General features: G+C 40.0%; 22 protein-coding genes and 1 tRNA gene. 12 read left to right on the plus strand and 11 right to left on the minus strand.

Going from position 1 to position 26,351, the window contains the following annotated elements; translation table 11 throughout:
• Positions 1–3: 3 nt before the first annotated feature.
• Both CH364_RS03620 and fliJ read right to left on the minus strand, forming a co-directional pair.
• On the minus strand, positions 4–654 hold the full coding sequence (locus tag CH364_RS03620; RefSeq protein ID WP_100742250.1) for a periplasmic-type flagellar collar protein FlbB: 651 nt from the start codon (positions 652–654) through the stop codon (positions 4–6).
• The gene (gene fliJ / locus CH364_RS03625) at positions 654–1,253 is read right to left on the minus strand and encodes a flagellar export protein FliJ (RefSeq protein WP_100742251.1); all 600 of its coding nucleotides are present in this window, start codon (positions 1,251–1,253) and stop codon (positions 654–656) included. The genes CH364_RS03620 and fliJ overlap by 1 nt, the downstream gene beginning before the upstream one ends.
• Positions 1,254–1,386: 133 nt before the next feature.
• Here fliJ and CH364_RS03630 point away from each other — a divergent pair, with 133 nt between their 5' ends.
• Positions 1,387–4,482 (plus strand): SpoIIE family protein phosphatase, encoded by a 3,096-nt coding sequence (locus tag CH364_RS03630; RefSeq protein WP_243401233.1) that lies wholly within the window; start codon positions 1,387–1,389, stop codon positions 4,480–4,482.
• A gap of 10 nt (positions 4,483–4,492) precedes the next feature.
• Here CH364_RS03630 and CH364_RS03635 read toward each other — a convergent pair whose 3' ends face one another.
• From CH364_RS03635 to murA, 5 genes are all read right to left on the minus strand, one after another.
• Positions 4,493–5,857 (minus strand): FliI/YscN family ATPase, encoded by a 1,365-nt coding sequence (locus CH364_RS03635; protein WP_100742253.1) that lies wholly within the window; start codon positions 5,855–5,857, stop codon positions 4,493–4,495.
• Positions 5,858–6,013: 156 nt separating this feature from the next.
• Positions 6,014–6,793, minus strand: coding sequence for a hypothetical protein (locus tag CH364_RS03640; protein ID WP_100742254.1), 780 nt, complete (start codon positions 6,791–6,793; stop codon positions 6,014–6,016).
• Between the two features lie 137 nt (positions 6,794–6,930).
• A complete protein-coding gene (locus CH364_RS03645) occupies positions 6,931–7,245 on the minus strand; it encodes an LIC10235 family protein (protein WP_002973161.1) in 315 nt (104 codons plus the stop codon).
• A 179-nt stretch (positions 7,246–7,424) separates the two neighbouring features.
• The gene (locus CH364_RS03650; RefSeq protein WP_100742255.1) at positions 7,425–8,099 is read right to left on the minus strand and encodes a 4Fe-4S dicluster domain-containing protein; all 675 of its coding nucleotides are present in this window, start codon (positions 8,097–8,099) and stop codon (positions 7,425–7,427) included.
• Entirely contained in the window at positions 8,100–9,404 is a 1,305-nt protein-coding gene (gene murA, locus CH364_RS03655; protein WP_100742256.1) for a UDP-N-acetylglucosamine 1-carboxyvinyltransferase, read from the minus strand. It abuts the gene before it with no gap.
• Positions 9,405–9,448: 44 nt separating this feature from the next.
• Between murA and CH364_RS03660 the strand changes: the two genes are divergently transcribed.
• Positions 9,449–10,594, plus strand: coding sequence for a hypothetical protein (locus CH364_RS03660; protein WP_100742257.1), 1,146 nt, complete (start codon positions 9,449–9,451; stop codon positions 10,592–10,594).
• A gap of 2 nt (positions 10,595–10,596) precedes the next feature.
• On the opposite strand, the gene CH364_RS03665 is transcribed toward CH364_RS03660, so the two are convergent.
• The gene (locus tag CH364_RS03665) at positions 10,597–12,363 is read right to left on the minus strand and encodes a glycoside hydrolase family 3 protein (RefSeq protein ID WP_100742258.1); all 1,767 of its coding nucleotides are present in this window, start codon (positions 12,361–12,363) and stop codon (positions 10,597–10,599) included.
• Between the two features lie 89 nt (positions 12,364–12,452).
• Between CH364_RS03665 and CH364_RS03670 the strand changes: the two genes are divergently transcribed.
• Entirely contained in the window at positions 12,453–13,622 is a 1,170-nt protein-coding gene (locus tag CH364_RS03670; protein ID WP_100742259.1) for a DUF3095 domain-containing protein, read from the plus strand.
• 10 nt (positions 13,623–13,632) lie between these two features.
• Here CH364_RS03670 and CH364_RS03675 read toward each other — a convergent pair whose 3' ends face one another.
• A complete protein-coding gene (locus tag CH364_RS03675) occupies positions 13,633–16,407 on the minus strand; it encodes a DUF1554 domain-containing protein (protein ID WP_100743381.1) in 2,775 nt (924 codons plus the stop codon).
• A 301-nt stretch (positions 16,408–16,708) separates the two neighbouring features.
• On the opposite strand from CH364_RS03675, the gene CH364_RS03680 reads away from it, so the two are divergent.
• The 9 genes from CH364_RS03680 to bla all read left to right on the plus strand — a co-directional run bounded on the left by CH364_RS03680 (position 16,709) and on the right by bla (position 24,501).
• On the plus strand, positions 16,709–17,413 hold the full coding sequence (locus CH364_RS03680) for an OmpA family protein (RefSeq protein ID WP_100742260.1): 705 nt from the start codon (positions 16,709–16,711) through the stop codon (positions 17,411–17,413).
• Positions 17,403–18,599 (plus strand): hypothetical protein, encoded by a 1,197-nt coding sequence (locus CH364_RS03685; protein ID WP_100742261.1) that lies wholly within the window; start codon positions 17,403–17,405, stop codon positions 18,597–18,599. The genes CH364_RS03680 and CH364_RS03685 overlap by 11 nt, the downstream gene beginning before the upstream one ends.
• Before the next feature lie 50 nt (positions 18,600–18,649).
• Positions 18,650–19,309, plus strand: a complete 660-nt coding sequence (locus CH364_RS03690) for an arylesterase (RefSeq protein ID WP_207762234.1) — start codon at positions 18,650–18,652, stop codon at positions 19,307–19,309.
• A gap of 17 nt (positions 19,310–19,326) precedes the next feature.
• Positions 19,327–20,022 carry a TenA family protein gene (locus CH364_RS03695; protein WP_100742263.1) on the plus strand — a complete coding sequence of 232 codons (696 nt, stop codon included), beginning with the start codon at positions 19,327–19,329 and terminating at the stop codon, positions 20,020–20,022.
• Positions 20,023–20,169: 147 nt separating this feature from the next.
• A tRNA-Gly gene (locus tag CH364_RS03700) sits at positions 20,170–20,241 on the plus strand.
• 62 nt (positions 20,242–20,303) lie between these two features.
• Positions 20,304–21,650 (plus strand): trigger factor, encoded by a 1,347-nt coding sequence (gene tig / locus CH364_RS03705; protein ID WP_100742264.1) that lies wholly within the window; start codon positions 20,304–20,306, stop codon positions 21,648–21,650.
• Between the two features lie 3 nt (positions 21,651–21,653).
• On the plus strand, positions 21,654–22,256 hold the full coding sequence (clpP, locus tag CH364_RS03710; RefSeq protein WP_100742265.1) for an ATP-dependent Clp endopeptidase proteolytic subunit ClpP: 603 nt from the start codon (positions 21,654–21,656) through the stop codon (positions 22,254–22,256).
• A 16-nt stretch (positions 22,257–22,272) separates the two neighbouring features.
• On the plus strand, positions 22,273–23,553 hold the full coding sequence (gene clpX, locus CH364_RS03715) for an ATP-dependent Clp protease ATP-binding subunit ClpX (protein WP_100742266.1): 1,281 nt from the start codon (positions 22,273–22,275) through the stop codon (positions 23,551–23,553).
• Positions 23,554–23,655: 102 nt separating this feature from the next.
• Positions 23,656–24,501 (plus strand): subclass B1 metallo-beta-lactamase, encoded by an 846-nt coding sequence (gene bla, locus CH364_RS03720; RefSeq protein ID WP_243401235.1) that lies wholly within the window; start codon positions 23,656–23,658, stop codon positions 24,499–24,501.
• Here bla and rktP read toward each other — a convergent pair.
• Positions 24,478–25,572 carry an Arg-Lys translocation region protein phosphatase RktP gene (gene rktP / locus CH364_RS03725; protein ID WP_100742267.1) on the minus strand — a complete coding sequence of 365 codons (1,095 nt, stop codon included), beginning with the start codon at positions 25,570–25,572 and terminating at the stop codon, positions 24,478–24,480. The two genes, bla and rktP, sit on opposite strands and share 24 nt — an antisense overlap.
• Complete coding sequence (gene tatC, locus CH364_RS03730; RefSeq protein ID WP_207762204.1) at positions 25,569–26,348, minus strand: twin-arginine translocase subunit TatC; 780 nt, start codon at positions 26,346–26,348, stop codon at positions 25,569–25,571. Before tatC ends, rktP begins: the two co-directional genes overlap by 4 nt.
• Positions 26,349–26,351 lie beyond the last annotated feature (3 nt).

Consider the following 26,351-nt stretch of genomic DNA (forward strand, 5'->3'; position numbering starts at 1 on the left):
CTCCTATGGTTCGTCATTGTCCTCATCAATACTTTTGCCGTAATTCGGAACATTTTTAGAACCGGCATCCAGCCACTTATTGGAAATCACTGACCTTCTTTCTGCAGGAAACAAAGTAAGTAAGTAAGTTGTAATGGTTTGTCTTCCTTCTTCTTCGGCATCTTTATCCATTTGTTCAAACACTTCAATGATATCGTAGTCTGGCCAATTGATTAACATATCTCTTGCCGATTCCGGTGGCATATTGGCAACTTTGTTTGCGAGAACTTTTACTTTTTCTGCGCGGGCATTGTCTTTTTTAAGTTTGTCCGCCATTTCTTTTTCTTTTCGTTGGATGCCTTCTTTGAGTTCTTCCAAACGTTCTTTGTCAGCGTGAAGTGAAGAAGATTTTTCTTCTAATTCTCGTTTCATTTGTTCTAGTTCTTCGCGATCTGCAATCAGTCTTTCTTTTGCTTTTTCCATTTCCAACTTTTCAAGTTCCGTTGGAGAAAGTAAGTCTTGGTTTACAAGGCCTGCTTGTTTTTTTAAGAAGGGAAGATAGTCTTCTGCATTGATGACTTGGAAGTAATCAAATACAAAAAAACCGATGGCGATTAAGAAAAAAATGAGTACGATTAAAAAGAACGATCTTGTGCTATCGGTTACACTTGCCATTATGATTTGCCTTGTCCTAGGTAATATTTTTCATAAAAATCACGAAGAGTTTTGAAGTCGGATGTGAGTTCGTCACCTCCGTCCTCTCGATTCAAAATTTTGAAAGTTCTTGGAATTTTATTAGATTTTGAAGGTCCGTAACTTTCTGTCGAATCGAATAATGATTGTTTGCTTAACTGAAGATTAAATTCTTCTACTTCTCTTCGTTCTGCTCGGTTTCGTTTTTTCTTCCATTCTGCAAATCGTTTGTCTTTTAAAACTTCGATTACCTTTTTGTTCATTCGAGCCACCATCACATCCTTACGAACCAAATTTACTTCTTGGTTTTGTGTAGTGATCCTCTCCGCCAACTCTTCGTTACGACGCATTAGACCCTGGATGTATTGTTCGATGGAAAGATAATCGGAAAGACTTGTCCCTACTTTTGAGGAGGCCAAAATTGCTTCATAGGAAGATTCGATTTCACGTTCATTGGATTCTTTTTCTCCAATCAGCGCATTGAGTTTTGAGACAACAGAAGAGAGCCGCCGGATTTCTTCTTCTTCCCGCCAACCTCGTAATTTGAGGACTGTCTCTAAACTAAAACGAAATCGTTTCACACCTGTCTATTTCTTCGGTTCTGAATAATTTTTGTACTCTTTTTTACTCGTATTTTTAAAAAAATGAGTAAAACTTGCAATATTGTCCTATAAATACTTACAACTTTTGATTTCTACCAGTGTGGTTTTCTGCTTGGTCGCAGAGCCTTTGGTTGCTACTCCCCCTACGGAGATTGTCAAAAAAAGTCAGGGAAATCCGGTGCACTTGGAAGGGGAATGGGATTTTTATCCCCAAGTTTTCCTTTCCGAACCAGGTGAACCCCCCCAAACAAATCTAAAACTGCAGGTTCCAGGGATTTGGAACTCGGTTCTTGGTTCTGGAAGTGGATTTGGAACCTACCGTTTGGTTTTGGAACGGCCAGAGGGGATAGACCCGGACACTGTGTATGGAATCAAACTCGTGGATATGGCAACGGCCTCTCGAGTTTATTGGAATGGAAAACTCCTTGGGTCTTCCGGTGTTGTATCAAAAATTCCTGAAGAATCGAAACCTTCTTACCAATTTCAGTTTTATCCATTACCTTGGAAAGAAGGACCTAACGAACTTTTGGTGGAAATTTCCAATTTTCATCATGACAAAGGAGGAATGTGGGAACCACCTTATGTTGGTGAGTGGAAAAAACTTTTTAAAGCAAGTGAAAAAGACCTAGCTTCTTCTTTATTTTTAGCAGGTGCAGTGTTTATCATTGCCTTATATCATTTTGGTTTATTTTATTTTAGACGCACAGATAAAGGAAATTTATTATTTGGTTTTGCTGCTCTATTATTATCTCTAAGAACTTTGTTTACAGGCGAAAGGTTTGGGTTCAATGAATTATCTCCTCTTATCAGTTGGAATTTTTGTCTTCGGATTGAATATTTAACATTTTATTTATCTCCTTATCTATTTTTTGCTTTTTTTCGTGAGTTTTATCCAAAATATTATCCGCGTTTGATGGATAGAATACTTTTGATTCCCACTTTGATATTTATAAGTTTTTTATTTGTTTTACCAACTTCCATTTATACAAAGTTAAATGATTACTTTCAGATTGTGTTTCTTACTGCGGTAATTTTGATTTTACAAGGTGTTTTACGTGCTGTTGTAAATAAAAAGGAAAGTAGTCTTTTGTTTGCAATTGGAATTGTCTCGGTCGCAATTGCTGCCTTTATTGACTTACTCAATGCCTACCAAGTTGTTTATACGGTGGAAGCGATTCCAATCGGTATTTTTGTATTTATTTTAGTTCAGTCACTCACACTTTCGAGAAGATTTAGTCGTGCCTTTTCTGATGTGGAATCGTTATCAAAAAGACTTCTTGTATTGGATAAACTAAAAGACGATTTTCTTGCAAATACTTCTCATGAATTAAAAACACCTCTTAATGGGATTATTGGAATCGCCGAATCAATGTTTGATGGAATTGGTGGAAAACTCAATCAAGAACAAAGACAAAACTTAGGGATGATTGTAAGTTCGGGAAAACGTTTGTCTTCTCTTGTGGATGATATTTTGGATTTTTCCAAAATGAAAAATAGAGATTTGGATTTGGATCTAAAGGCAATCGATCTCCATCAAATTTGTGATTTGGTTTTAGTGATCTCAAGACCCCTCTATGTTACAAAAAATCTAACAGTTCGCAATCATGTGCCTATGGATTTCCCACCTATTTTAGGTGATGAAGCAAGACTCCAACAAATCCTTTTCAATTTGATTGGGAATGCCATCAAATTTACGGAAAAAGGGAGAATTGACGTCTCTGCCGAAATTATGGAGAGGATGCTTGTTCTTTCAATTAAAGACACAGGAATTGGAATTCCAACCCAAAAGTTTTCTGATATATTTAAATCCTTTGAACAAGGTGATACGTCCACCACACGGAAGTTTGGTGGTACTGGGCTTGGCCTTGCAATTACCAAACGTCTTGTAGAACTTCACGGCGGAACCATTTGGGTCGAATCGGTTGAAGGGGAAGGTTCTGTCTTTAGGTTCACCCTCCCTTTGGCAAGGGAAGGGGAAATCCCTATGAAAAAACCTCCAGTAAGAAAAACTGATTTATGGTTTGGTGGTGAATCTCCAGAATTTGAACCAATTGAAGAAACAACAGAAGAATACGACGGTGAAAAAATAAAAGTCCTTGTTGTGGATGATGAACCCATCAATAGGCAAGTTCTAAAGAACCACCTAACTCTGATCGGCTGCGATGTTCATGAGGCTTCAAACGGAGGAGATGCAATTCGAATGGTGCGAGACGATGGACCATTTGAGTTGATGTTACTTGATATAATGATGCCTGGAATGAGCGGATATGATGTTTGTACTGTTTTACGTGAATCATATTCATTATACCAACTTCCTATTTTGTTTTTAACTGCAAAAAACCAAATTACCGACATCATTGCTTCATTAGAAGCAGGCGGAAATGATTATTTGGCAAAACCATTCGACAAACGTGAGTTAATCTCTAGAGCAAAAAACTTAATCACTCTCAAAAAAGCCGTCGAAGAACAAAACAAATTTATTGCTTTTCAAAATGAGTTAGGACTCGCAAGGAAACTCCAAAGTTCCATCCTCCCTGAAGAAGCTCCCAATATCCCAGGGATCAAAACAGAATTTTACTATGAACCAATGGATAGTGTTGGTGGAGATTTTTTTGACTTTCATGCCATCTCAGATACAGAGTTGGGTGTTTTGATTGCTGACGTATCGGGACATGGGATTCCGGCTGCTCTGATATCTGCCATGTTGAAAATTGCTTTTTCCATGCAAGTAAGGTTATCACGAGAACCAGCCGGGCTTATGACTCAAATCAATTCGACTTTACTGGGTAAGATGAAAGGTGCCTTTGTCACTGCTTCCTATATTTATATTAATCTCGAAACAAAAGAATTGGTACATGCACGTTGTGGACATCCACCTCTTATCATAAATCGAAAAGGTGAGTCCAAACCGAAACTAAGTCTTCCTCAAGGAAAACTTATTGGTTGGATTCCCGAGTTAGACATCCAAGAAGATCGACTTCCTTTAAAAGCTGGAGATCGGATCGTTTTGTATACGGATGGAATTACAGAAGCCACGAATGCCGATAAAGAGATGATAGGTCAGGAAAATTGGGAATCTATCGTACAAAGATACAGCGGATATCCTATCTCAGAATCCAAACGTTTGTTACTCGAAAGGATTAAAGAATTCACTGGGAACCGATCTCCGGACGATGATGTGACCTTAGTAATTTTAGAGATTGAATAGATTTTTAAAATTAAAAATCATCCTCATTACGTGTTGCAGATTGTAGAATTTTTGTAAGTCGATTTGTGGCGTCACTGTAACTTGATTTTTCTTCAATCCTTTGTCTTAAATAATCATCGATTTGTGATTTTTTATCAATGGCCATATCTACTTTTTCATCAGCACCACGGACATAAGCATTGAGTAAAATGATATCTTCAGAGTTTTTATATTTTGAGATGAGTTCACGAACAATAGAGGAACGCATATAATGGTCTTCGTTCACAATCTTTTGCATAAGACGAGATAAAGATGCAGGAACATCAATGGCCGGATAGTGACTTTGTTCTGCTAATTTACGCGTAAGTACAATATGTCCGTCAATAAATCCACGGACTTTATCGGCGACAATATCATCCATATCATCTTCTGCATCTGTCAACACAGTATAAAACCCTGTGATGGAACCACCGTTATGTGATGTTCCTGCTCTTTCTACAAGTTTTGCCATTTTGGTAAATACGCTGGATGCATATCCCTTTGTTACCACTGGTTCTCCAATAGAAAGTTCTCTAAGTGCTTCCGCATAACGAGTGAGAGAGTCCATATACAAATTGACAGACATTCCTTTTTCACGAAAGTATTCAGCTGCAGAACATGCTAAGTTGGCACAACTTACTTGTTCCATTTTGGATGAATCGGAAGTGGCAACAAAAACAACTGATCTTGCAAGGGCCTCTTTTCCAAGTTCTACATGTAAGAACTCATTTACCTCTCGACCCCTTTCTCCAATGAGAGCCACTACGTTTACATCTGCGTTCGTATAACGAGCGATCATTCCTAGTAAACTGGATTTACCCACACCAGAACCTGAAAAAATTCCAATCCGTTGTCCGCGGCCCACGGTCAACATACCGTCAATGGCACGGACTCCTGTTTCTAAAATATCTGTGATGGGAGGTCGATCCAGTGGATTTAAAAATCTAGGTTCGGAGGCTCTTTCTTCTTTGGTGATGAGTATTCCTTTGCTATCGATGGGTTTTCCAAGTCCGTTCAATACACGTCCTAAAAGTTCAGGACCTGCATTGAGAGTGATTTGTCTCCCAGATGAAAATACAAAGGCATGAGGAAATATTTCCTGCGTATCGCCTAATGGCATTAAGGTGTAAAGATGGTCTTTAAAACCAACAAGGACACAAGCGAGATATCCTTTGTCTGAGCCACGTTCGACTTCTAAAATTTCTCCCACTTTGGAATCTGGTGGGCCTTGGGAATAAATGACATTGCCCACCACGGATACAACGACCCCACTTTTGCGAATGGGTTCAATTTTTTCGACGACATTCAGGTATTTGGAAATGGCATCGATATGTTCCGTAAATTTCTTTTCAATCATGGGGGCTTTTCACTCATCCAATCATGTGACATAATTAAATCAAGCGAATTGAAGGGTAGGAAGAGTCTATCGAATTGGGATTTCTGGAATTCTAGAAATCTGCCGGCCACCTTTCTCTCGGATGAGAAGGGTGGAGGTAAGGAACAGAGCTTTGCCTTAGCGACAAAGTTTGATTTGGTCGATATTGGTGATTTGGCGAGGAGTCGGCAATTTTTTACCAAGGATCACGTTTCCACCTTCTCCCAGGCTTGCTGATTCATAGGCCCATTTCCCAAAATTTGTGGAAACGGTAAAACAATCTGGAAAGGATTTGGTTTCTTCAATGGAAGAACCAGTCCATAAAAGGATGCGATCAGGGGTCCTTAGATACAGTTTTTTTCCATCCTCGGCCCAACGAATTCCATAAAGAGGGAGAGCTGTCCAAAAATTGATAGGAAAACTTTGGATTTTTTTATCTGAGAGTTGGATGATGTTGAGTTCAAATTCAGAAAACTCACCTTCGTTTGTGGGACTGGCTGTTACCAGGGCCACCAAGCTACCGTTAGGAGACGGTGCCATTTGGAAAATGATTCTTTTTTCAGGAGTGGCAGGGTAAGAAAAGGCTCCACCGGATTCTGGGTAAAGTGAAAGCGTTTGGTTGAGGGTTCCATACTCATCATCTTTCCCATATAACACAAATAAAGTGGATGAACCTGTATGGTAAAAAATTCCATCGCCTAGGGACCAAGAAGGTAAGTCCCATTCTTTGATGGTTTTCCCACCAGTGGCGGTGTTTTTTACCAATTTGATTTTGCTTTTATAATTTCTTTTGTCAGTCGTTCCGTTTAATGGGTTCCAAGAATCTTTCTCCTCGTAACTGACGGAGAGAACTAAGTTGGTGTTCGGCTCGTTACTGGGAGAGATTTCTTCTGCCAATTGTGCTTGGCGCCAGACCATTTGAGAACATCCTATTAGGGTTAAGGCTAAAACTGGGAGGAGGGACTTCATGACAAAAAAGATAAAGAGAAGATACTGTCTGTAAACAAAAAAGGGGACCAAAGTCCCCTCTTAGTTAGAAAAATGCCGCGAAAGGTTTATTTTCCTTTTTTTGCTTTTGCTTTTTCTTTGTTTTTTTGGTCAATTTCTGCTCTGTGTGTGTCACAAAGTCTGTAAAGGATTCCTGTTACAGGGTTTTTACGAGTTACTTTGGTTCCACAAACGATGCAAAGGCCCTGAGCTCTTCTTCTTTTGTAGAGTTGTTGTACTCTTTCTGCTCCGGAAGCTTTGTATTTAGAGATTTGAATTCTGAAACCTTTGAAAAGGTAATTTCCAATGGATTTTTCAGGATCTTTTTTCAAATCCTCTGCAATTTTGTCTATTTGTCCTGGGCCTACTTTTTGTGGTTCCATAGCTTTCTTTTTCCTTTAAATCTAGATTTTATCTTTTTTTTGACGAGGGAAATTCCCTTGCCCTAACAAGGGTATCTCTCTCCTCTCTGAAAAATTCAAGATATTTTTTTCACCGAATAACAATTTTTTGATGTTTTGCGGTGTTTTATTTTTCTAAAACGATTGATAGGCGATCGTTATTATTTTTTGAATTTGATTTGAATTGCTTTAGGAAAACTAGGGCAGGATTCTACACATAACCCACATCCAGTACAGGTTGATGATACAAAAGTTGGTAAATTCCCTTTAAATTTGACTGTTTTTTCAATGGGACAAGTAGTTAAACAAACTTCGCAAGTGGGTTCACCTGTTTTTTCGTTAATACAATGTTCTGTGATGGCCTTCGCCTTACCGAAATTTGGTTTTCCACCGGACAAATCGTACGGTAAGAGAGCCTCTTCAGGACAAACACTAATACAGGGCCAGTCAGAACACATATGGCAGGCCTTTGCATTCGGATCAAAATGAGGAAATGATTTTCCTGATTCTTGCACTGTAACAGGGAATAAGACGGCGTAAGGACAAGCAAAAATACATTCGTTACATCCAGTGCAGAGAGAAAAAAAGTCAGGAGAAACTCCCGGAGGAAGGGCCAATGTCTGGAACATTTTTGTTTTTCGTTTCCTGACTGTTGCTGGTTTTGGTTTCGACTTTGATTTGCTAGATGGTCGTTTTGAGGTTTTTGTGGAACTACCTTTGGGAGTTTTTTCGTCCTCCCAAACTTCTTTGATGGCTTCTGTAAATTCGTCCGCTTTGTTGAAGGTAAATTGGAAAACGGATTTAAAACCTTCTCGGAAAAGATCTTTTCGTTTCATCTAGTCGGAGACTCTTTCGATTTGGGCACCCAAGGAACGCAAACGGGTGTCAATCGATTCAAAACCTCTATCAATTTGAACAATGTTATGAATTTCACTTTGTCCTTCTGCACAAAGGGCAGCAATGATCATTGCCATCCCAGCTCGGATATCAGGACTTGCTACTCTTTGGCCATACAAACGATTGGCACCAATCACAATGGCTCGGTGCGGATCACAAAGGATGATTTGTGCACCCATTGCAATGATATTGTCTACAAAGAAGAGTCTGGATTCAAAAAGTTTTTCGTGGATGAGGACTGTTCCTTTGCACTGAGTTGCAGTGACAAGAGCCACCGAAGTCATGTCAGCTGGAAATCCAGGCCAAGGTGCATCGTCAATTTTAGGTGTGGCACCGTGGTAATCAGGAATGATTTCCATCTTTTGGTCAGAAGGAACAAGGATTCCATTTTCAGTGGGCCTCACTTCAATCCCCAAACGAGAATAGACCATTCGGATCATCCGAACGTCTTCTAAGTTTACATCCGTGATGTGGATTTCACCACCTGTTACGGCAGCAAGGCTAATAAAAGAACCAATTTCTAAATAGTCCGAACCAATTCGATGCCTGAGTCCGCCAAGAGGAGATTTTAGCGAACTTACACCTGTGATAGTTAGGTGGTTTGTTCCCACACCTTCAATTTTGGCACCGGCAGCAATTAAAAACCTGCAAAGGCCTTGGACATGCGGTTCCGAGGCGGCGTTACGAATCGTTGTTAGGCCCTCTGCGAAAACAGCAGCCATCACAGCATTTTCTGTAGCAGTGACGGATGCTTCATCTAAAAGAATGTCTTTACCCACCAAACGGTCGGCTGTGATCATATATCCATCTGGGAAAACTTCGATTTTTGCACCAAGTGCCTCTAAGGCAAGTAAGTGGGTGTCCATTCTGCGACGACCAATTTTGTCTCCACCAGGCTTTGGTAGGAACACTCTGCCTGTGCGAGCAAGGATGGGACCTGCCAGTGTGACGGCTCCTCTCAGCTGCGAACAAAGTTCATAAGGAAGGTCTGATTTCACTGGATTTTTTTTCTGAAAGAGGTATGATCCTTTTGTACCTGTGGAGGTGATATCCACTCCAATCTGGCGGAGGACTTCCATAAGTTTCTGCACATCGGCGATTTCCGGAAGGTTGTCCAGAATGACGTCTCCTTCCCAAAGAAGGAGGGCTCCCAGAAGCGGGAGCGCTTCATTTTTATTTCCTTGGGGAACTACTGTCCCGTTCAGAGGATTTTTGCCGATAATTTTGAAGTAGGATGAACTCACCTTGCTTCCATTCGACACAATACGGATATGAGGAAAAGTAAATTATGAATTTTATAGCACAAGTCGTTTGGATTTTTCCCAAATTTGATACGATCTACCTCTTTTACATCTTTCTAATGGGTGTTGCCGCCTTTATTTACGTGAAGGTGATGAATTATTTGCAAAACAAACAATCAAGCGTCGTAAACCATTGGGTAGAGTTCCAAAGATATGCTGTTGCAAGAAAATGCAACCAAGTGGAACTGAACATCCTCCACTCGTTTTATGACCACTTAAGTGAAGATGAACGTGAAATTTACCTTCTGCCTGAAAACAGAAACAAACTCAAAAATGCACTTTATCGGTACTTTTTAAAATCGAATGCCAATACAACCGAGAAAGAGGTTGATCTTTTTGATAAACTCTTTCGGTCTGGAGTGGAATTCAAAAAAGAAATTCTTTCTTTGAATGAACTTACTGTTGGGGAAGTGGCAGCCTTAGAGGCAGATGGAAGAGAAGAACTAACCTATGTCATGCAAAAAACAACAGATGAACTCCTTCTTTCCATGAAAGGTCTTTCTAAAGATTTGTTAGTACCTGGAAAGGAAGCAAAACTTTATGTGTTTAGACCAAGTAGCGGTGGTTATCTGCTGGAAGGAAAAGTGGTTCGAACCAATGAAAGTGGAATGATTTTTCATTTTAATGGAAAAATTGAGAGAAAAGGTGAGTCACATTTGATGTTAACCGACAAACTTTCCATTACTGTTGCTCCTTGGCCCCCACCTGACGAAAAAAAACAAGTATTGGAATTGGATAAAAATAAACTTCTATTAACAGAAGAAAATATTGATAAACAATTGGAAGTATTGAAACGAATTGCCAAAGATCAAAAAGAAAATAACGAAAAACGTTTTGATATCAAAGAAACGCCAAGGCCTTTTATTACGCTTTCGGAACGACTTTCCGATCGAGGGATATTGTTTACTTTTCCAGTAGAAATCTCTCCAGAAATTTGGAAACAACAAGACCTTTGGGAAGTGAGTTTTGGATTTGATAATGGGCCTTTGTTTCATATCCGTGCGAAAATGATGCCCACCAAACAAAAGTCAGATTTGTATCTCCTTCGTTATGTAGATGCCGATGAAACTGTGCGGAAAACTTTGTATGAAGAAATCCGCAAACGAGGTGGCATTAGAGAAGTGTTATCTTAAAACTATAACCTCTCAGGAAAGGCACCTTTTGAAGGTGTCTTTGACCCTTTCGGTAATAAAATTAAATCCACTTTTGGAATTTCTTTTCCAGAAGTGAGTTTTTCGCCAAATGCTTCCCAAGAACCTTGGGTTAAGGAAAAAGAAAGTAAATATTGTAAGTTAGGATACTCAGGGAGTTTGATAAACGGAGTTCCTCCGTGTAAGACCACAAAACGTTTGTTTGGGTATTTTTTGGCTAAAGCCGCAATGGATAAAACTTCGTTTTCGGACGTGGAATCAAAAACATAAGTAGAAATTGTTTTGTCTTTAACTTGGGCTGGAAAAGATTTAAAAGTCAAAGTGTTTATCTTTTTTGATTTGAGAGTTTCTTTTAAACGATTGTTTTTTACAAAGGAAAGAGTTTCCGAAGGCAAAATCCCGGATGACAGAAAGGATTTTGGATAGGCACGAATGGATTCTTCGTTGATTTCTTTTACAAAATTTTTTGATTCGTTTAACTTTGTGTACCTTTGGATTCTTTCTTGGTTCCAATTGGTTAAGAATTCTTTTTGTTTTGGATTTTCATCGTATACGGTTGGTAAAATGGAGTTTTCATCATAAAGGCCAAGTTCCAATTTTTTTCGGATTTGTTTTTGGACTGCATCTTTTAGTTTATCACGTTCTTTACCGTCTTTGTCCACATAACGAAACTCACCATTTTGATAAGCCTCTGTCAGTTGTGCTTTGAATTTTTTTGCTGTTTCCCCCCAACTTGTTAGAAGGACAATATTGGCACCAGCAAGGATGGTAAGAACTCCTGGTCTGTCTTTTTCATAGTTTTTGGAAATCGCATGCATCTCCATAGCATCGGTGATGATAATTCCATCGAAGTTTAAATTTTTCCGCAAAACATCCGTTAAAATAGTTTTTGATAGAGTTGCCGGAAACTTTGGATCAATTTTTGGATACATGATGTGGGCAGACATTACTGCCTCTGCTCCACCGGCAATGGATCGTTTAAAGGGAACCAGTTCCAATGTTTCCAATTCCTGCAATGTTTTGTTAATGATAGGGAGCCCCAAATGGCTATCGACAGTGGTATCTCCATGTCCTGGAAAGTGTTTAATGACTGGCAAACAACCACCAACTCTAGCTCCTCTTTCGTATGCTACGGCAACTTCGGAAACTCTTTTGGAATCAGAACCAAACGAACGTGTGTTGATGACAGGGTTTAATGGATTGTTATTGATATCGAGAACTGGTGCAAAAAGAAAATTGAGACCGAGGTTTCGAAGTTCATAAGAGGTTACAAAACCAACCACTTCTCCCCATTCCGTATTTCCAGTTTGGCCAACAGCCATCGCACCTGGGTAAGGTGTAATTCCATCTTGGACACGGAAAACGCGACCACCTTCTTGGTCGGTGGAGATAAAAAATGGAGCAAGACCTTCGTCTTTTGCAGCAAGTTGTAATCCATGAGTGAGAGTAAGGATTTCTTCTTTTTTGCCTAAGTTTTTTCCAAAGAGAATGATTCCACCTGGTTTGGTGGCAGCAATTTCATTTAGTGCCACTTCATCCACCGTCTTTTGTGGGATGGCGATATGGATGGTTTGGCCGACAAGTTCTTCTTCTGTCATTGCATTGGTGATGGACCAAGCTTTTGTTTCCAACCAAGTTTTACGTTCATTGGCGGCAAGTTCTGTAAGATAAAATCCAAAACAATAGGAAGAGCCAAAAAATCCAAAAAGGAGAAAGAGGGAAAAGGATGTGCGAAGTAAAACTTGGTTCATAAGCTATGATGGTACGATCTACGGACGGCTTTTCCGAGACAACCAAGAAAAAAATCCACATTCTATTCGAATCCAACGTCTGAGTTTTTGTGGATGACTTTTATAAAAACCTAATACCGAGTCCTAGTTTTACAAATCTATTTGATGGCAGTATGCCAACCAAAGTTCCTGATGATTGGTTTGTCCTCATTACAGACATTGTTGGATCCACGAAGGCGATTGAAGAAGGAAGATACAAAGATGTAAATACGGCAGGTGGGCTAACGGCCATTGCTGTTGCTAATGTTTATGGACATATGAATTTCCCTTTTGTGTTTGGCGGGGACGGGGTGACATTTTTATTGCCTGTCAATTTATTGTTTCCCATTCGTTCGGCCATTGCTGATACCATTTCGCAGGTGAAGGCTGCCTTTGGTTTAGAAATGCGCGCAGGGATTGTTCCTGTCCAGGAGTTGTATCGTGCCGGGGCAGAATTGTTTTTGAGTAAGTTTCGTGCTTCCTCTCACTACGTTCAATGTTCTCTATTTGGTGATGCCTTAACTCTTGCAGAACAATGGATCAAAGAAGGAAAAGACGAATCGTATCTGGTTCGCGAAAACGAAAAAATCATTCCCGCTGATTTTACCGGATTTACTTGTCGTTGGCAAGACGTTCCCAGTGAGAGAGGCGAGATTGTTTCTCTCATTGTAAAACCCATTCACAAAGATTTTGAAGTTTGTAAAAAAACGGTCACTCGTGTCCTTAATTTTATTCGTTCTGAATATGGAGAAGAGGGTGATTACCATCCATTACGTGTGAACAACATTGAACTTGATTCGGGTCCTTATTTACGCAATGAAGCCCTGGCTCGTGTGGGTAAATCCAGCGGAGTCAAATTCTATTTAACATTAACTCAAATTTGGATCGAAAGAACCCTTATGGCTTTTGCGATGCGGTTTGGAATCCCTCTAAAGTCAGGTCATTATTCTCTCGACAAACTAAAAGATTACCAAGCTCTTTCTGCTGACTTTCGTAAGTATGATGGAACTCTTAAGATGGTAATTGACGGATCAAAGGAACATAGGGAAGCACTTGTTTCTTTTTTGAACCAATTGGAAACAGAAGGTCTCCTCCGTTATGGGATCTTTGTTTCCAACAGGTCGCTTATGACTTGTGTCTTAAAAGTGGCCTCTTCCGAAGAAGTTCATTTTGTCGATGGAGCTGACGGCGGTTTTACGATGGCCGCCAAGATGCTGAAAGAAAAGTTAAAGTTGCTTTAGGAATGGGTCTCTATTGTTCAACGCAGATTAGTTTTTTCTGTAAATCACATCTTCTTGATGCGTTGGACACAGAGCCATTGCCGCTGCGAACCCATATCTCTCCATAGAAGTATGTAGCAGCATTTGTTGTACAAGTTTCGTAATTGAATCCATGACAGTTCTGTCGGTAAACCAGCGATGCATCATTACACGCAGTTAAATCTGGGTTTAATGCAGTTTGTGTTGCGGGGGTTAGAGATGCGGAATTTGTCATTCCGGTCCAAAATTCATCAGAGGCAGTCGTTGAAAAATCACGAGACATCGCTGTTGGATCAAAAGTTGCAGAACCATTGGTGTAAAAGAGCCTTGTGAATTCATCACTACAAACATTATATCCTGAACCTGTGCAGCGATAATAATAATAGTTAGGTGAAAGCACCCAGTTGACTCCGCCAGGAACTCGGTGGTTGGCAATGGATGCATCTCCAACACTATTGCTGATGATCAAAGCTTTGTAAGTTCCAGAAACGCCCGCAGGTTTGTTATTGTTGCAGGTAAGGTCAGCACCGAAGACTCCATCTGTTCCCATTTCTCCTTTATAGGATCCGGAGGTTGTAAATATTTTCTTTCCTGTTGGTTCATCGTCTTCATTGGTGATGGAGTGGTCGGAAGGATTGGATGCATTTTGGTAATTGGTATCTGTATTGGCAACCATCGCAAAACGAATGTCAAACGATTGATTTCCATCAGCAAAATTATCGTCAAGACCACTGACTGTAAATGAGCGTTTGTTCGCTGAGTTGGCACATCCAGAATCAGATGCATATCCAGGTTCTACTTCGCTATTTACAGGGAATGTGATGGGAGATGTTGTGATCGCTCCGCATTCGTTGTAAGCGGCTTCCGTGGATGTATATGTTTTACAAGTTATATTCAAAACCACTGGTTGGGTTGGGTTATTCCCTCCCAAACAAACATGGACTGTGGCAACATTTGCTGTGCCTTCTCTCGGAGAGCCGGTGTGCGTTACATAGAATGCTTTTTCATCATCTGTGGTGGATGCATAAATATCAAGAGGGTCATAAGCCAATCCTCCCGTAGATGTGTTGGTTGTTATCATCCAATTTTGTGTGAGGTCAACCAACGCATCATCCACATGGGTTAGTCCGATTCTATTTGTGGCTGCACCTGTTTCCATAGCATTGAAATTGCTCGAATCGATAGTGACAGTCCCAGGAACAGTCCCTTCTGTCAGGTCGCTAGATGTGAGTCCGACGGTGACTGGGGATGCAGGAGAAGATTGTGTGATGAGCCAAATTTGTGTAGATCCTCCTTCCTGTGCACTGAGTCGACCGCTTATAGTGCCGTAAGGTGAACCTGAATAATTACAAGGTTGAATGAGGTGAGTTCCATCGTTGTCGCAAGAACGAATTGAAAAATTAGGTTTGTAAACGGTTGTGCTATACGTTGAGTCCGAAGAGCTTACGGTAAAAGAAACTGTGTAATCTTGGTTTCCCGAATTTGCTGAATCTGTGGCACCAATTGAACGAAAGGTTTGGTAGACATTCCAATCTGTCGGTGTAAATACCAATGATGGTGTTTGAATCGTACATTTACTTCCGCAATTAGATGTAAAATTTAAAGTAACGTTATTTGTTGGTTTGGAACGAAGTCGAATTTGAAAGTTTGCATACTTGTCACCGAATCGATTACTCTCATCAGTTGCAAATCCATCAATTGTAGAAATGCTTGAACTTGCAGAATTGATGGTGGCACCACCGCTAAACTTAAGTACGCTAAATCCGGGCACACTTTGGTCTAGGTTATAAACCACAACGTTTCTTGGTTTGATTCCATTGTATTCAGAATCAGCACTGGTTGTTTTTCCTAGTTCAATAGTATACGATTTTAATCCATCTAACTCTAAGTCATCGACAGAAGTGACTGTGACAGTTTGGTCAGTATTAAAGTTTGCAGTCGTGAATGTGAGTGTTTTGGGATTTGCAGTACCTTCTCTATTCCCAACATTCACTGCATCATAAACATCATTGATTGGAATCGTTACATTAGCTGTCGGCGCTGTTCTTAACCGAACTTTAAAAGTTCCGTTGGTGGTTGTAGCAGAAGGGCCTGGTTCTTCCATCACTCGGATATTAGAAACGCGAACTCCAGGTGCTTCATCATCTTCTAGGGATACTGAAATATCGCAGGCATCTTTTGCTGAATAAGTTCCTGAGGTTACATTTCCACTTCCGTCTTTTTGAACCATCGTTCCTAAAACAACGGTCATTGGATCTACAACTGGACTTCTGTCGGTATCGTTGACAACTGTGAATCTTAGGCATTGTCTCGCAGCTAATCCGTTTCCAGTGAAAGTGAGTTTTGATGGTAGAGCAGAAGGTCCAGGTACAGATTGAGTGGAAGTGACCCTTGAGCCGTAGTTAGATGACAAAGATACTGGGATTTCAACAGATCCTGAAAACGGAGAATTTGGATAAATACAAGTTTCGAAACTACTGTATCCAAAGTCGCTATCAGTCGGTGCAGGTGTAATTCCAGAATCTTCCGTTGTGCTAAATGATGCTGAAACATTTCCGTCTTCAACAAGCGACACAGCCTTTGTCGAAATCGTTACATCAGAGGAACAAGCAACCGTTGCTTCGTTTCCAAACAGTCGATCAAACTTTTCACTTAACCCAAATAAAAACGTATCCCCTGCAGAAACTTGTCCACTGCAACTTTGGAATAGAAAGAAAGATAAACATAGAATCAAAAGTGAGGATTTTATCTGTTGGTATAAGTTCATAATCATTTCCGGTTTCCAGTGGCTTTAGCTTGTCCAATTGTTTTCAGTAATCAGATCGGAGCAACGAAAAACCAATGAGTATAGAAATTTGAAACAATGTCCATGTTTGTGTTAGTTGGTGGTGAAAAAACAAGCAGTTTGTAGTGGAATCTAAGTTGAAATTTTAGGGTGAAGCCCTAATGTATGTGTCAACTTTATGGTAGAATGATTTTCCTTTTTATTTCTAAATCTGTTAAATTTAGCTGAACTAATTTTCATTTGATTTTCCCAGTCACTTCTCAAGATAAGGACTGTTGGCTTTATGCGTAAAAGAATATACTTATCAATCCTAATCCATTCCACCTTCCTTTTGTTATTTGTTATCAATTGCAATAGTATTGTAAAACAAGAATGGAAGGATTCAGTTGCTTTTCAAAAATTCTGCGGATGTGTTATTCCTAAAGAAGAGAAAGCCGGTGACTATTTGGGGAGTTTACCCGTAGGTTCTTTGGATAAACTGGGAACTTCCGAATATTTGGAGAAATTGTATAAAGGTCTTCGCAGTGATTTTGAACACTCCGGAACTCCATTTGAAGAAGTAGGAGGAAGTCTTGTTGGAAAAGGGGTCGAACTCAAACGTATTGAAGATGATGAAAAAAGGTTACGAGAACTTTTAATAGTGATCGATGGGGACGTAGCATTCCCATCTGGAAAATCAACTCTCACTCCAAAAGCAAAAGAACTCATCGCCAAAGTTGGGGACGCTATGGAAGCATACCCTGAAACCAATTGTCGAATTGGTGGACACACGGATAGTGTGGGTGCATTCTCAATGAACCTTAAGTTAAGTAAGGAACGTTCTCAATCTGTAAAACTTGAATTAAAACTAATTCACAGAATTGTTGAAGAACGTTTTAAGGAAGTGGATGGTTTCGCTGATTTACAAAAAATAGTAGATACAATGCTTGCGGAAAAGAAAAACCGTAGAACAGAAGTTTACGTTGGGACGGTTCGTATTGTTTATTAATTTCTGGTACCGTTTTTTTACATCCCTACACTCCTTTGTATTTTTGATTTTCCTGTTTGGAGTTTTCTTTTCTTTATCAGCTGAGGAAACAAAACAAGAAGGTGCAGAAGTTGGAAAACAAACTTCTGTTCCACTAGAAGATAGAGAAGATAATAAAACTCGAATGGATATCTTCAACCAAGTGTATGAACATAGGTTGATGATTCGGGGTGGTTGGGGGATTGGAAAATTATCTCCTGCCATTTTAAATGAAACAGGACCTGCTTGGTTTCAAAATTCTCTTTTTCGTCAAATCAGAGAACCTGGCGCTCCACTTTCAATTCCATATAAACCTGCCAAAGATTTGGGAGTGAATTCTCAGTTTTGGGACATTCGATACGGTTATAAAAATAAATTCGAAGTTCAATTTGCGGAAGATACATCTCTCGGTGTTTATAGCCGGGATCTACCCGCATCCAATAATTTCTTTTCTCCAAGAACAGATACCTATTGGGCAAGTACATTCGAAGGAAATCGGTTACTTCGTTTTGAAGGAGTGAGCCAACATTTACGATTTTCTTATACACATCCTTTTTCAAAGATTTTTATGATTGGTCCTTCCATCAATTTTCACCGTTATACGGAAAGAAATAATATTTCTTATGGTTCGTATTCTACGAGTAGGCCCGAGGCAGCTGTTCCCAATAAAGTCACCTGGTCCATAGGTGGGGATGCCAATGCCGAATATTCGATGAAAGGAATTTTACCTGGAATTTTTGCAAAGTTTAAACTTCGCGACTGGTGGGAACTTCGAGCTCGTGTGGAATTGTTAGATAGAAAAGGAAACTTTTCTGTGTTAGGTTCTCAAATCATCCAAGAAGTGTTTACAGATGGAAGTTCCAATTTGAATGGAGTTGTTCCCGCATATGGTGGAAAAGTTAGAGACAAAGGAACCATTCTAAATCTGGAAACTTCGTTTCAGTATTGCCGGTTTAGTTTGGATATCGGTATGATCCGCCAAGATGTCAAAAGAACTTACGATACATATTTAGGTGATACCATTGGAAATGTCCCAAGAAGTGATTATTCCGCAAGAAGTGTGTACATTGGATTTTCTGAAATGTCAGGTTCCATCAAACACACAGTGACCGAATTTTATATCATGCCTGGTGTCTCCTTTTATTACGACGCAGACGGAATTTATTAACACTTTAAAAATGTTTGATTTTTAACCAAATCCAAACAATCTAATGGATGATGCGGTATTTTATCTTTATTAGTTTTTTACTTATGATTGCTTGCGGAAATTCTTCTGAGAATTCGAATCCCAAAAACCAGGAATCCTCAAGTTCCAACAACACAAAACGAATCATTTTTTTTGGTGATTCACTCACTGCCGGATATGGATTATTGGATTTTGAAGACGCTTGGCCTCATGTCCTCACCAATCGAATCAAAGCGGAAGGTTATTCCTATCAAATGACAAATGCTGGAGTTTCGGGAGATACTACCAGTGGAGGGCTCGGAAGATTGGAATGGGTTTTGGCAGAAAAACCATCTATCTTCGTACTCGAGTTAGGTGCCAATGATATGTTACGCGGGATTAGTCCTTCTGTTACAAAAGAAAATTTACGTTCAATGATCCGCCAAACCAAATCCCAATACCCGAACACCAAGATATTGTTAGTTGGGATGTATGCCACCCCAAATATGGGAAAAAAATACGCAAAAGAATTTAATTCAATTTATCCAGACCTTTCCAAAGAAGAAGGTGTTCCTCTAGTTCCCTTTATATTAGAAAAAGTGGCCTCCATTCGAAAACTCAACCAGAAGGATGGAATCCATCCAACGGAAGCTGGACATAAATTGGTAGCGGACACTGTGTACCCTTACCTCAAACCATTACTTGTAAAATAATATTTTTGGAGTAAAGAATGTCTACTTCCTTTCCCATCCCTAGTTTTGCTGATAGATGCAAAGTATCCGCAAAAAAATCATTTGGTGCATCCTTTTCTCATCCCTTTGTCCTTGCTCTTGCAAATGGAACCTTAGATCCCAAACTCTTTCGTTTTTACCAAATCCAAGATGCCAAGTATTTAGAATCTTTTTCAGATGCCTGTGCCATTCTTTCGACAAGGGTCACAGATCCGGAGGATAAACTTTGGCTAATTGATGCGGCAAAAATGGCACTAGTTGTAGAAGGCCAACTCCACATTGGGTATGGAAAAACACTTGGTTACGATGCCAAAACCATTTCCGAAACAGAACCAACTCCTAACAATTTAGCATACCAAAACCATATGATTGCTTCGGTTGTCAAAGGCTCGGTAGTGGAAGGATTTGCCGCCATAACTCCTTGTCCTTGGTTGTACATTGAACTTGGGCAACATCTTTTAAAGGAAAAGGGTACAATCCCTGACGACCATCCCTATGCCTCTTGGTTACTCATGTATTCCGATCCTGGGTTTAATGAATATATGACAGGTCTTTTGGCTCGTTTGCAAAAGTATGCAGATCTTGCTGATGAAGATTCTAAAAAACGGGCTGTGGCCGCTTTCCAACAAAGTTGTAATTACGAATGGATGTTTTGGGAACAGGCTTGGACAGAACAAACCTGGCCCTCTCGCTAAATAACAGTTAGTTGGTCTAAACGACTTTTCATTCGATCAGTTCAGAGTTTGGAGATTTCCCTTTACCCCCCGATTTTCCTATGTGATTTTGATCTTTTTTCCTTGCCGATTTGTCCAGATTCCAAATGATGGTTTCACAAACCTTCTGCGGGAATAGCTCAGCGGTAGAGCATCTCCTTGCCAAGGAGAGGGTCGCGGGTTCAAGTCCCGTTTCCCGCTAATGAAGGTACGCTTCTTTTTCTTTCCACTACACTCTCTTTATTTACACTGGATATAATACGATGGAATTTACTGCTAAAAAAAATAACAACGCAACTTGTGACCTCAGCATTCAATTTAGCGCTGAAGAAGTCCGCACTGCCTACTCTAAGGCTTACAAAAATGCATCCGAAAAAGTAAAAATCCCTGGTTTTCGTCCCGGAAAAGCACCTCTCAATATGGTCGAAAAGGTTCTCGGTGATTCGGTTATGGATGATGCAGCCAACATTATGCTGAACCAAGCAATGGCAGACCTGTTTGATAAATTGGAACACAAACCAATTCGCCTGCCACAATTCCAAATGGAAACTTTTGATAAAAATACTGGTGCCAAAGCCAAAGCAACTTACGACACCAAACCAGAAGTCACCTTACCAAAGTTAAAGAAAATCAAAATCCAACCGAAAGAAATTAAAATTTCTGATGCGGACATTCAAAAAGAATTGGAAGGGATCCAAAAAAACATGGCTCGTAACTCTTTGAAAGAAGAGGGAGAACCTGTAGAATCTGCTGACCTTTTAGAAATCAATTATAAGTTCAAAGAATCAGACAAAGAATACCCGGAACAAGGCCAAGTGGGAAAATTCCAAATGGGAGCTCCGCAAAACCCTCCCGGTTTTGAAACCAATCTCCTTGGGATGAAACTAAACGAAACAAAAGAGTTTTCTTTCACATACCCTGACTCTTACCCACAATCTCCAGAGTCTGCTGGGAAAACCATTGTTTACACAGTAACTGTTTCTGCGATTTACAAAGTCACTTATCCTGAAATCAACGATGACTTTGCATCCGAAGTGGATGGTTCTGCCAACTTACAAGAGTTAAAAGAAAAAACCAAAAAACAATTACTCGAAATTTTTGGAAACGCACTCACAAAACGTGCCACAGATGATGCTTATAACGAAATCATCAAAGAATCCAAATTCATCATTCCTGAATCTTTGATTTACGAAGAAACAGAAACCGTATTCCAAAACTTTATGCGTGAATTTGGCCTTCCTGTATCTTCCCTTGCTGACTACGCAAAACGCTTGAACAAGGAAGAAAAAGAAGTTCGCGAATCCTTCTCAAAAGCAGCTGAAAAACGCATCCAAACCTATATTTTGAAGCAGAAAATTGCGGAAGACCACAAAATCCAGATTTCTGACGAAGAAGTGGAGTCTGGATACGAAAAAGAAGCGGTTCAACAAGGAATTCCGACCGAATCCCTGAAAAAAGAAGTCCAAAAACAAAAGGCGGAAACCTTCTACCGTGACAAATTCCTGTTTGATAAAATCGACGAGTTTGTATACGCTGAGGTAGAAAAGAAGTCGCCTAAGACTATTTCAACGGAAGAAGCTGAGAAAATTCTTAGCGGGAAAGAAGAGTAAACTATGTCTACACTCATGCCTTATGTAATCGAACAAACAAGCCGTGGCGAACGCCAATACGACATTTTTTCACGGCTTTTGAAAGATCGGATCATTTTTCTTGGATCTGCTATCGACGAAACCTATGCTAATGTCATTTCGGCACAGCTTTTGTTTTTAGAGGCTGAGAACCCTGACCGTGATATTTATTTATACATCAATAGCCCTGGTGGGTATGTGAGTTCTGGCCTTGCCATTTACGATACCATGCAACTCATCAAACCTGAGGTAAGAACTCTTTGTATAGGACAAGCATCCTCTATGGCAGCGCTTCTTCTTGCAGGTGGAGCCAAAGGAAAACGTTCTGCACTTCCTAATTCTAGAATTATGTTACACCAACCTTACGGTGGAGCAGGCGGACAAGCATCCGATATCGAAATTTCAGCAAAAGAAATCATCAAGATCAAGGACAAACTCATCGATCTTTATGGAAGACATACGGGAAAATCTTCTGACCAAATCCGTAAAGACACAGAGAGAAATTTCTTTATGAGTGCCGAAGAAGCCAAAGAATACGGCATCATCGACAACGTCATCCAAGAACGCAAACAGATGCCACAAGCTTAATCGAGGGGCTTAAATCATGACCAAACGTCCAAGCCAAACGGGTAATTCCAGAGAAAAATTACATTGTTCTTTCTGCGGAAAGGCCCAAGACGAAGTAAGAAGGCTTGTCGCTGGTCCTGGTGTGTATATCTGTGATGAGTGCATTTCTCTATGTAATGAAATCATCGCAGAAGAGCCGCAAGGTGGTGAAAAAACTGCCATTGTCGGTGACATCCCCAAACCAACCGAAATCAAAAAAATCTTAGACCAGTATGTGATTGGACAAGAACAAGCTAAAAAAGCTTTGTCTGTTGCTGTTTACAATCACTACAAAAGAATTTTCCATAACGAACGTAAGGCGGGTGATGTGGAATTGGAAAAATCCAATATCATGCTCATTGGCCCTACTGGTTCTGGAAAAACACTTCTCGCACAAACTCTCGCCCGTATCTTAAAAGTTCCTTTTGCGATCGTAGATGCAACTGCTCTTACGGAAGCGGGTTATGTGGGCGAGGACGTAGAAAACATCATTCTCAAACTCATCCAAAACGCTGACAACGATGTCAAACGTGCGGAGATGGGAATCATCTACATTGACGAAATTGATAAAATTTCTCGTAAGTCTGATTCTGCGTCCATCACTCGTGATGTGAGTGGCGAGGGTGTACAACAAGCTCTACTCAAAATCATTGAAGGGACTGTTGCCAATGTGCCTCCACAGGGGGGGCGTAAACACCCTCATCAGGAATACATTCCAGTAGAAACCAAAAACATCCTCTTTATTTGTGGGGGAGCGTTTGTGGGTCTTAGTGACATCATCAAACAACGAGTTGGAGTCAAATCAATTGGATTCCATTCCAACGAAATTGTAAATGACAAAGGTCGTAAAATCGAAGAAGGGGAATCGGTGGTGCACCATGTGATTCCAGATGACCTCATGAAATTTGGTCTGATTCCAGAGTTCATCGGTCGACTTCCGATCATTGCCACTCTCGATGAACTTACCATCGATAGTTTGAAATCCATTTTTACCGAACCAAAAAATTCCCTTCTCAAACAATACCAAAAGATGTTTGATATTGAGAACGTAAAACTGAAGTTTACTGAGTCTGCCATCGAAGCCATTGCCCAAACAGCGATTAAACGAGAAAGTGGAGCCCGCGGACTTCGTGCCATCGTAGAAGAAATTATGATGGAGCTTATGTTCCAGATTCCATCCCGTAAAGATGTGTTGGAAGTGGTTGTGACAGATGAAACAGTTCTTAAAAAAGAAGCACCCATCACGATCTTAAAAGGTGATATCGAAAAAATCGCTTAAAGTTCAAAATAGTAACTCTGGATTCTAACTTTAAAATTATGGATCTAGGGAATTTGGTAAAACCTATCTGATTGATAGGTTTTTCTTTTTTAGGGGTAATGTATGTTAGATTCCGATCCAATCAAAAACAGGTTCTACGAATTCACTTTGCCTTTCATGTTTCGATTCTTAGTATTGTTTTTTTTATTTGGCATTGGGTTTTCTTTTTCCCATTGCCAACTTGGAAAAACCACTGATCCAATTGCCACACCAACTCACCAAAGGAAAATCTTAGATTCAAGTGTATCCTCCTCGCATTTGGAGTGGATCAAAATCAAAGAAACTGTTTGGATCCATCGCAGTTTCGGCACTTTTAGTGGGCAAGTTTATTCTGCCAATGGTCTTGCGATACTCACAAACAAAGGAGCTGTTGTCATTGACACTCCGTGGACAGAATCTCAAACAGAAGAACTGTTTTCAGAGATCAGCACCAAGTTCCAAAAAGAGATTTTGTTTTTAGTTGTGACACATGCACATGACGACCGTATGGCGGGTGTTTCCCTTTTCCAAAAACGAAACATCCCTGTTTATAGTACTTCTTTAACGGCAAAACTTGCCAAGGAAAGAGGACTGGGAAAAACAAATCCTATCCTAGACATCCAAACAAGACTTGGTGCTGGAAACCAATCGGTGGAAGTTTTTTTCCCGGGCCATGGGCATTCGGCAGATAATATTGTAGTTTGGCTTCCCGAAACTCATATCCTCTTTGGAGGTTGCCTTATCAAGGCAATCGATGCAAAAGACCTCGGGAATGTCAAAGAAGCAGATTTAAATGAATGGCCAAACTCTGTGAAGCGGGTGTTGTCACGTTATCCTGATGCTGAAGTGGTGGTTCCGGGGCACGGTGACTGGGGCAAGTTGGATTTACTTCGTCATACAATTCGGTTACTTGTTTCGCCGAACGACTAAGATGGAAAGTTTTTCCATAGGGTTTGAAAGATTTCTTTCAGCACCTAAAGCACTCATCTTTTTCGCTATGGCAAGTAACATCTGTCTTGATGAACTTGGCTTTAAATCCAAAAGATAATCTACAAATTCTTCCATAATTTCAAAAGATGTGAGACCAAACTGAGTAAGGGTCCTGTCACTTGCCCAAACCAAATAATCTCCAATTTCGATTCCGTCGGCGATGGAAAGTGGGTGTTTGTGGTTGGGATACCAATGGTCGTCTCCACTCCCTTCGATCACTTGGATTCCATGATCAGAAAATTGAAAAATGGGCATATCCATATAATGTAAAAAAGACATTTTATCTTCTTTGTTTTGGATTCCAAATGCAGAAATTTTTAATTTTAAAAAAGTAAACTGGTGAAGTGCTGCTTCTAATTTTTCCAAAATTTCTTCTGTTGTAAAAAGTCCGTCTCCAAAAGAAGAAATGATACCATGGATGAATACTTTTTCCGAAGACTCTAAAATCCCTGGTTCCATATGTCCTGCAAGGATCCCAAAAATTCCATCTTTTGCTTTTACTATACGAATGTAATCTGCACCCGCATAACGCATGACAGACGGAAATACAGAAACATCGAACCCATGGATTTTTGGTATATGGATGTCTGGGATTTGTTTATTAACAGATGCGGCTTGATTGGTTTTCCAATCAAATTTGTTTTCGAATTGTTCTTCACCAAAACTTTCATCCCCTTGGAGGAGCGTAAATCGAACCGATTTGTAAATTTTGTATTCTTCCGTATCTTTGTTTAGATTGCGAATGTCTTTGGGAAGTTCGTTGTCCTGGATATGCGCAATTAAATGTAAAATATACTGATACAAAAATCCAAGAAAATAATAAGTTAAAAAACCAATTGATAATGAAAATACAAAAGAAGAATAAATCCCAACCAAATTAAAGTTAAGTGCATTTTCTCCTTTGGGATTTTGCCAATGGGTAAAAGTAAATTCTGCAAATAAAAAATGGATGAAAAAGAAAATAAAACTTATGATACCTAAAAGTACAGGGAGTTTGACTCGGAAGCTCATTTGCGGTCTGTTGTTTCCAAAACTTTCATGATGAGTGCAGAAAGAAAGAATAGAAAACTAAGAGGTACAAGTAACATTAACATAGAAAATACATCAGGACCTGGCGATAAAACAGCCGAAACCACTGCGATGACAAGCACCGCCTCTCTCCATCTGGAAATCAAAAACTTTGAAGAAAGGATACCAATCCTACCAAGTAGGATGAGGACAATTGGCAATTGAAACGAAGCACCAAACACTAGGTGCAAATTAAAAAACAAATCATAATACTCGTCAATTGGTAAATACGGATCGACTCCGTCTGGACGTAACACCACAAGAAAAACCCGAAGGAAGTTTTCAAAAACTGTAAACCAACAGAGGGCGAGTCCCGACCAAAAAAGTAATGTGGAAAATAGGATGATGAATTTTCCCCATTTTTCCGTCCTTGGATCCACAGCTGGAGCTATGAATCCCCAAAGGATGTACAAAAGGAATGGTAGAGAAACCAAAACCGATAAGATAAACGATGTTTTGAGATAAATCAGAAACGGAGCCATAAGCTGGATCTGAAAAAAATGGGCATCGGGGCCAAGGACTGATTTATAAGGTTGGATGAGAAAGGTATGGATCTCACTACCAAAATACAAGGTGCCCGTCATAAAAACAGAAACCACTAAGATGGAATAAATGAGTCTTTGGCGGAGTTCTTCGAGATGGTCCCCCAGGGACATGTATTTTTCCCTGGTTTCAGAATCCTCCGGCGGCGGTAGTGCGGTTCTTTTTTTCCCGGCCAAGGT

The organism is Leptospira harrisiae, from assembly GCF_002811945.1.
GTDB lineage: Bacteria > Spirochaetota > Leptospiria > Leptospirales > Leptospiraceae > Leptospira_A > Leptospira_A harrisiae.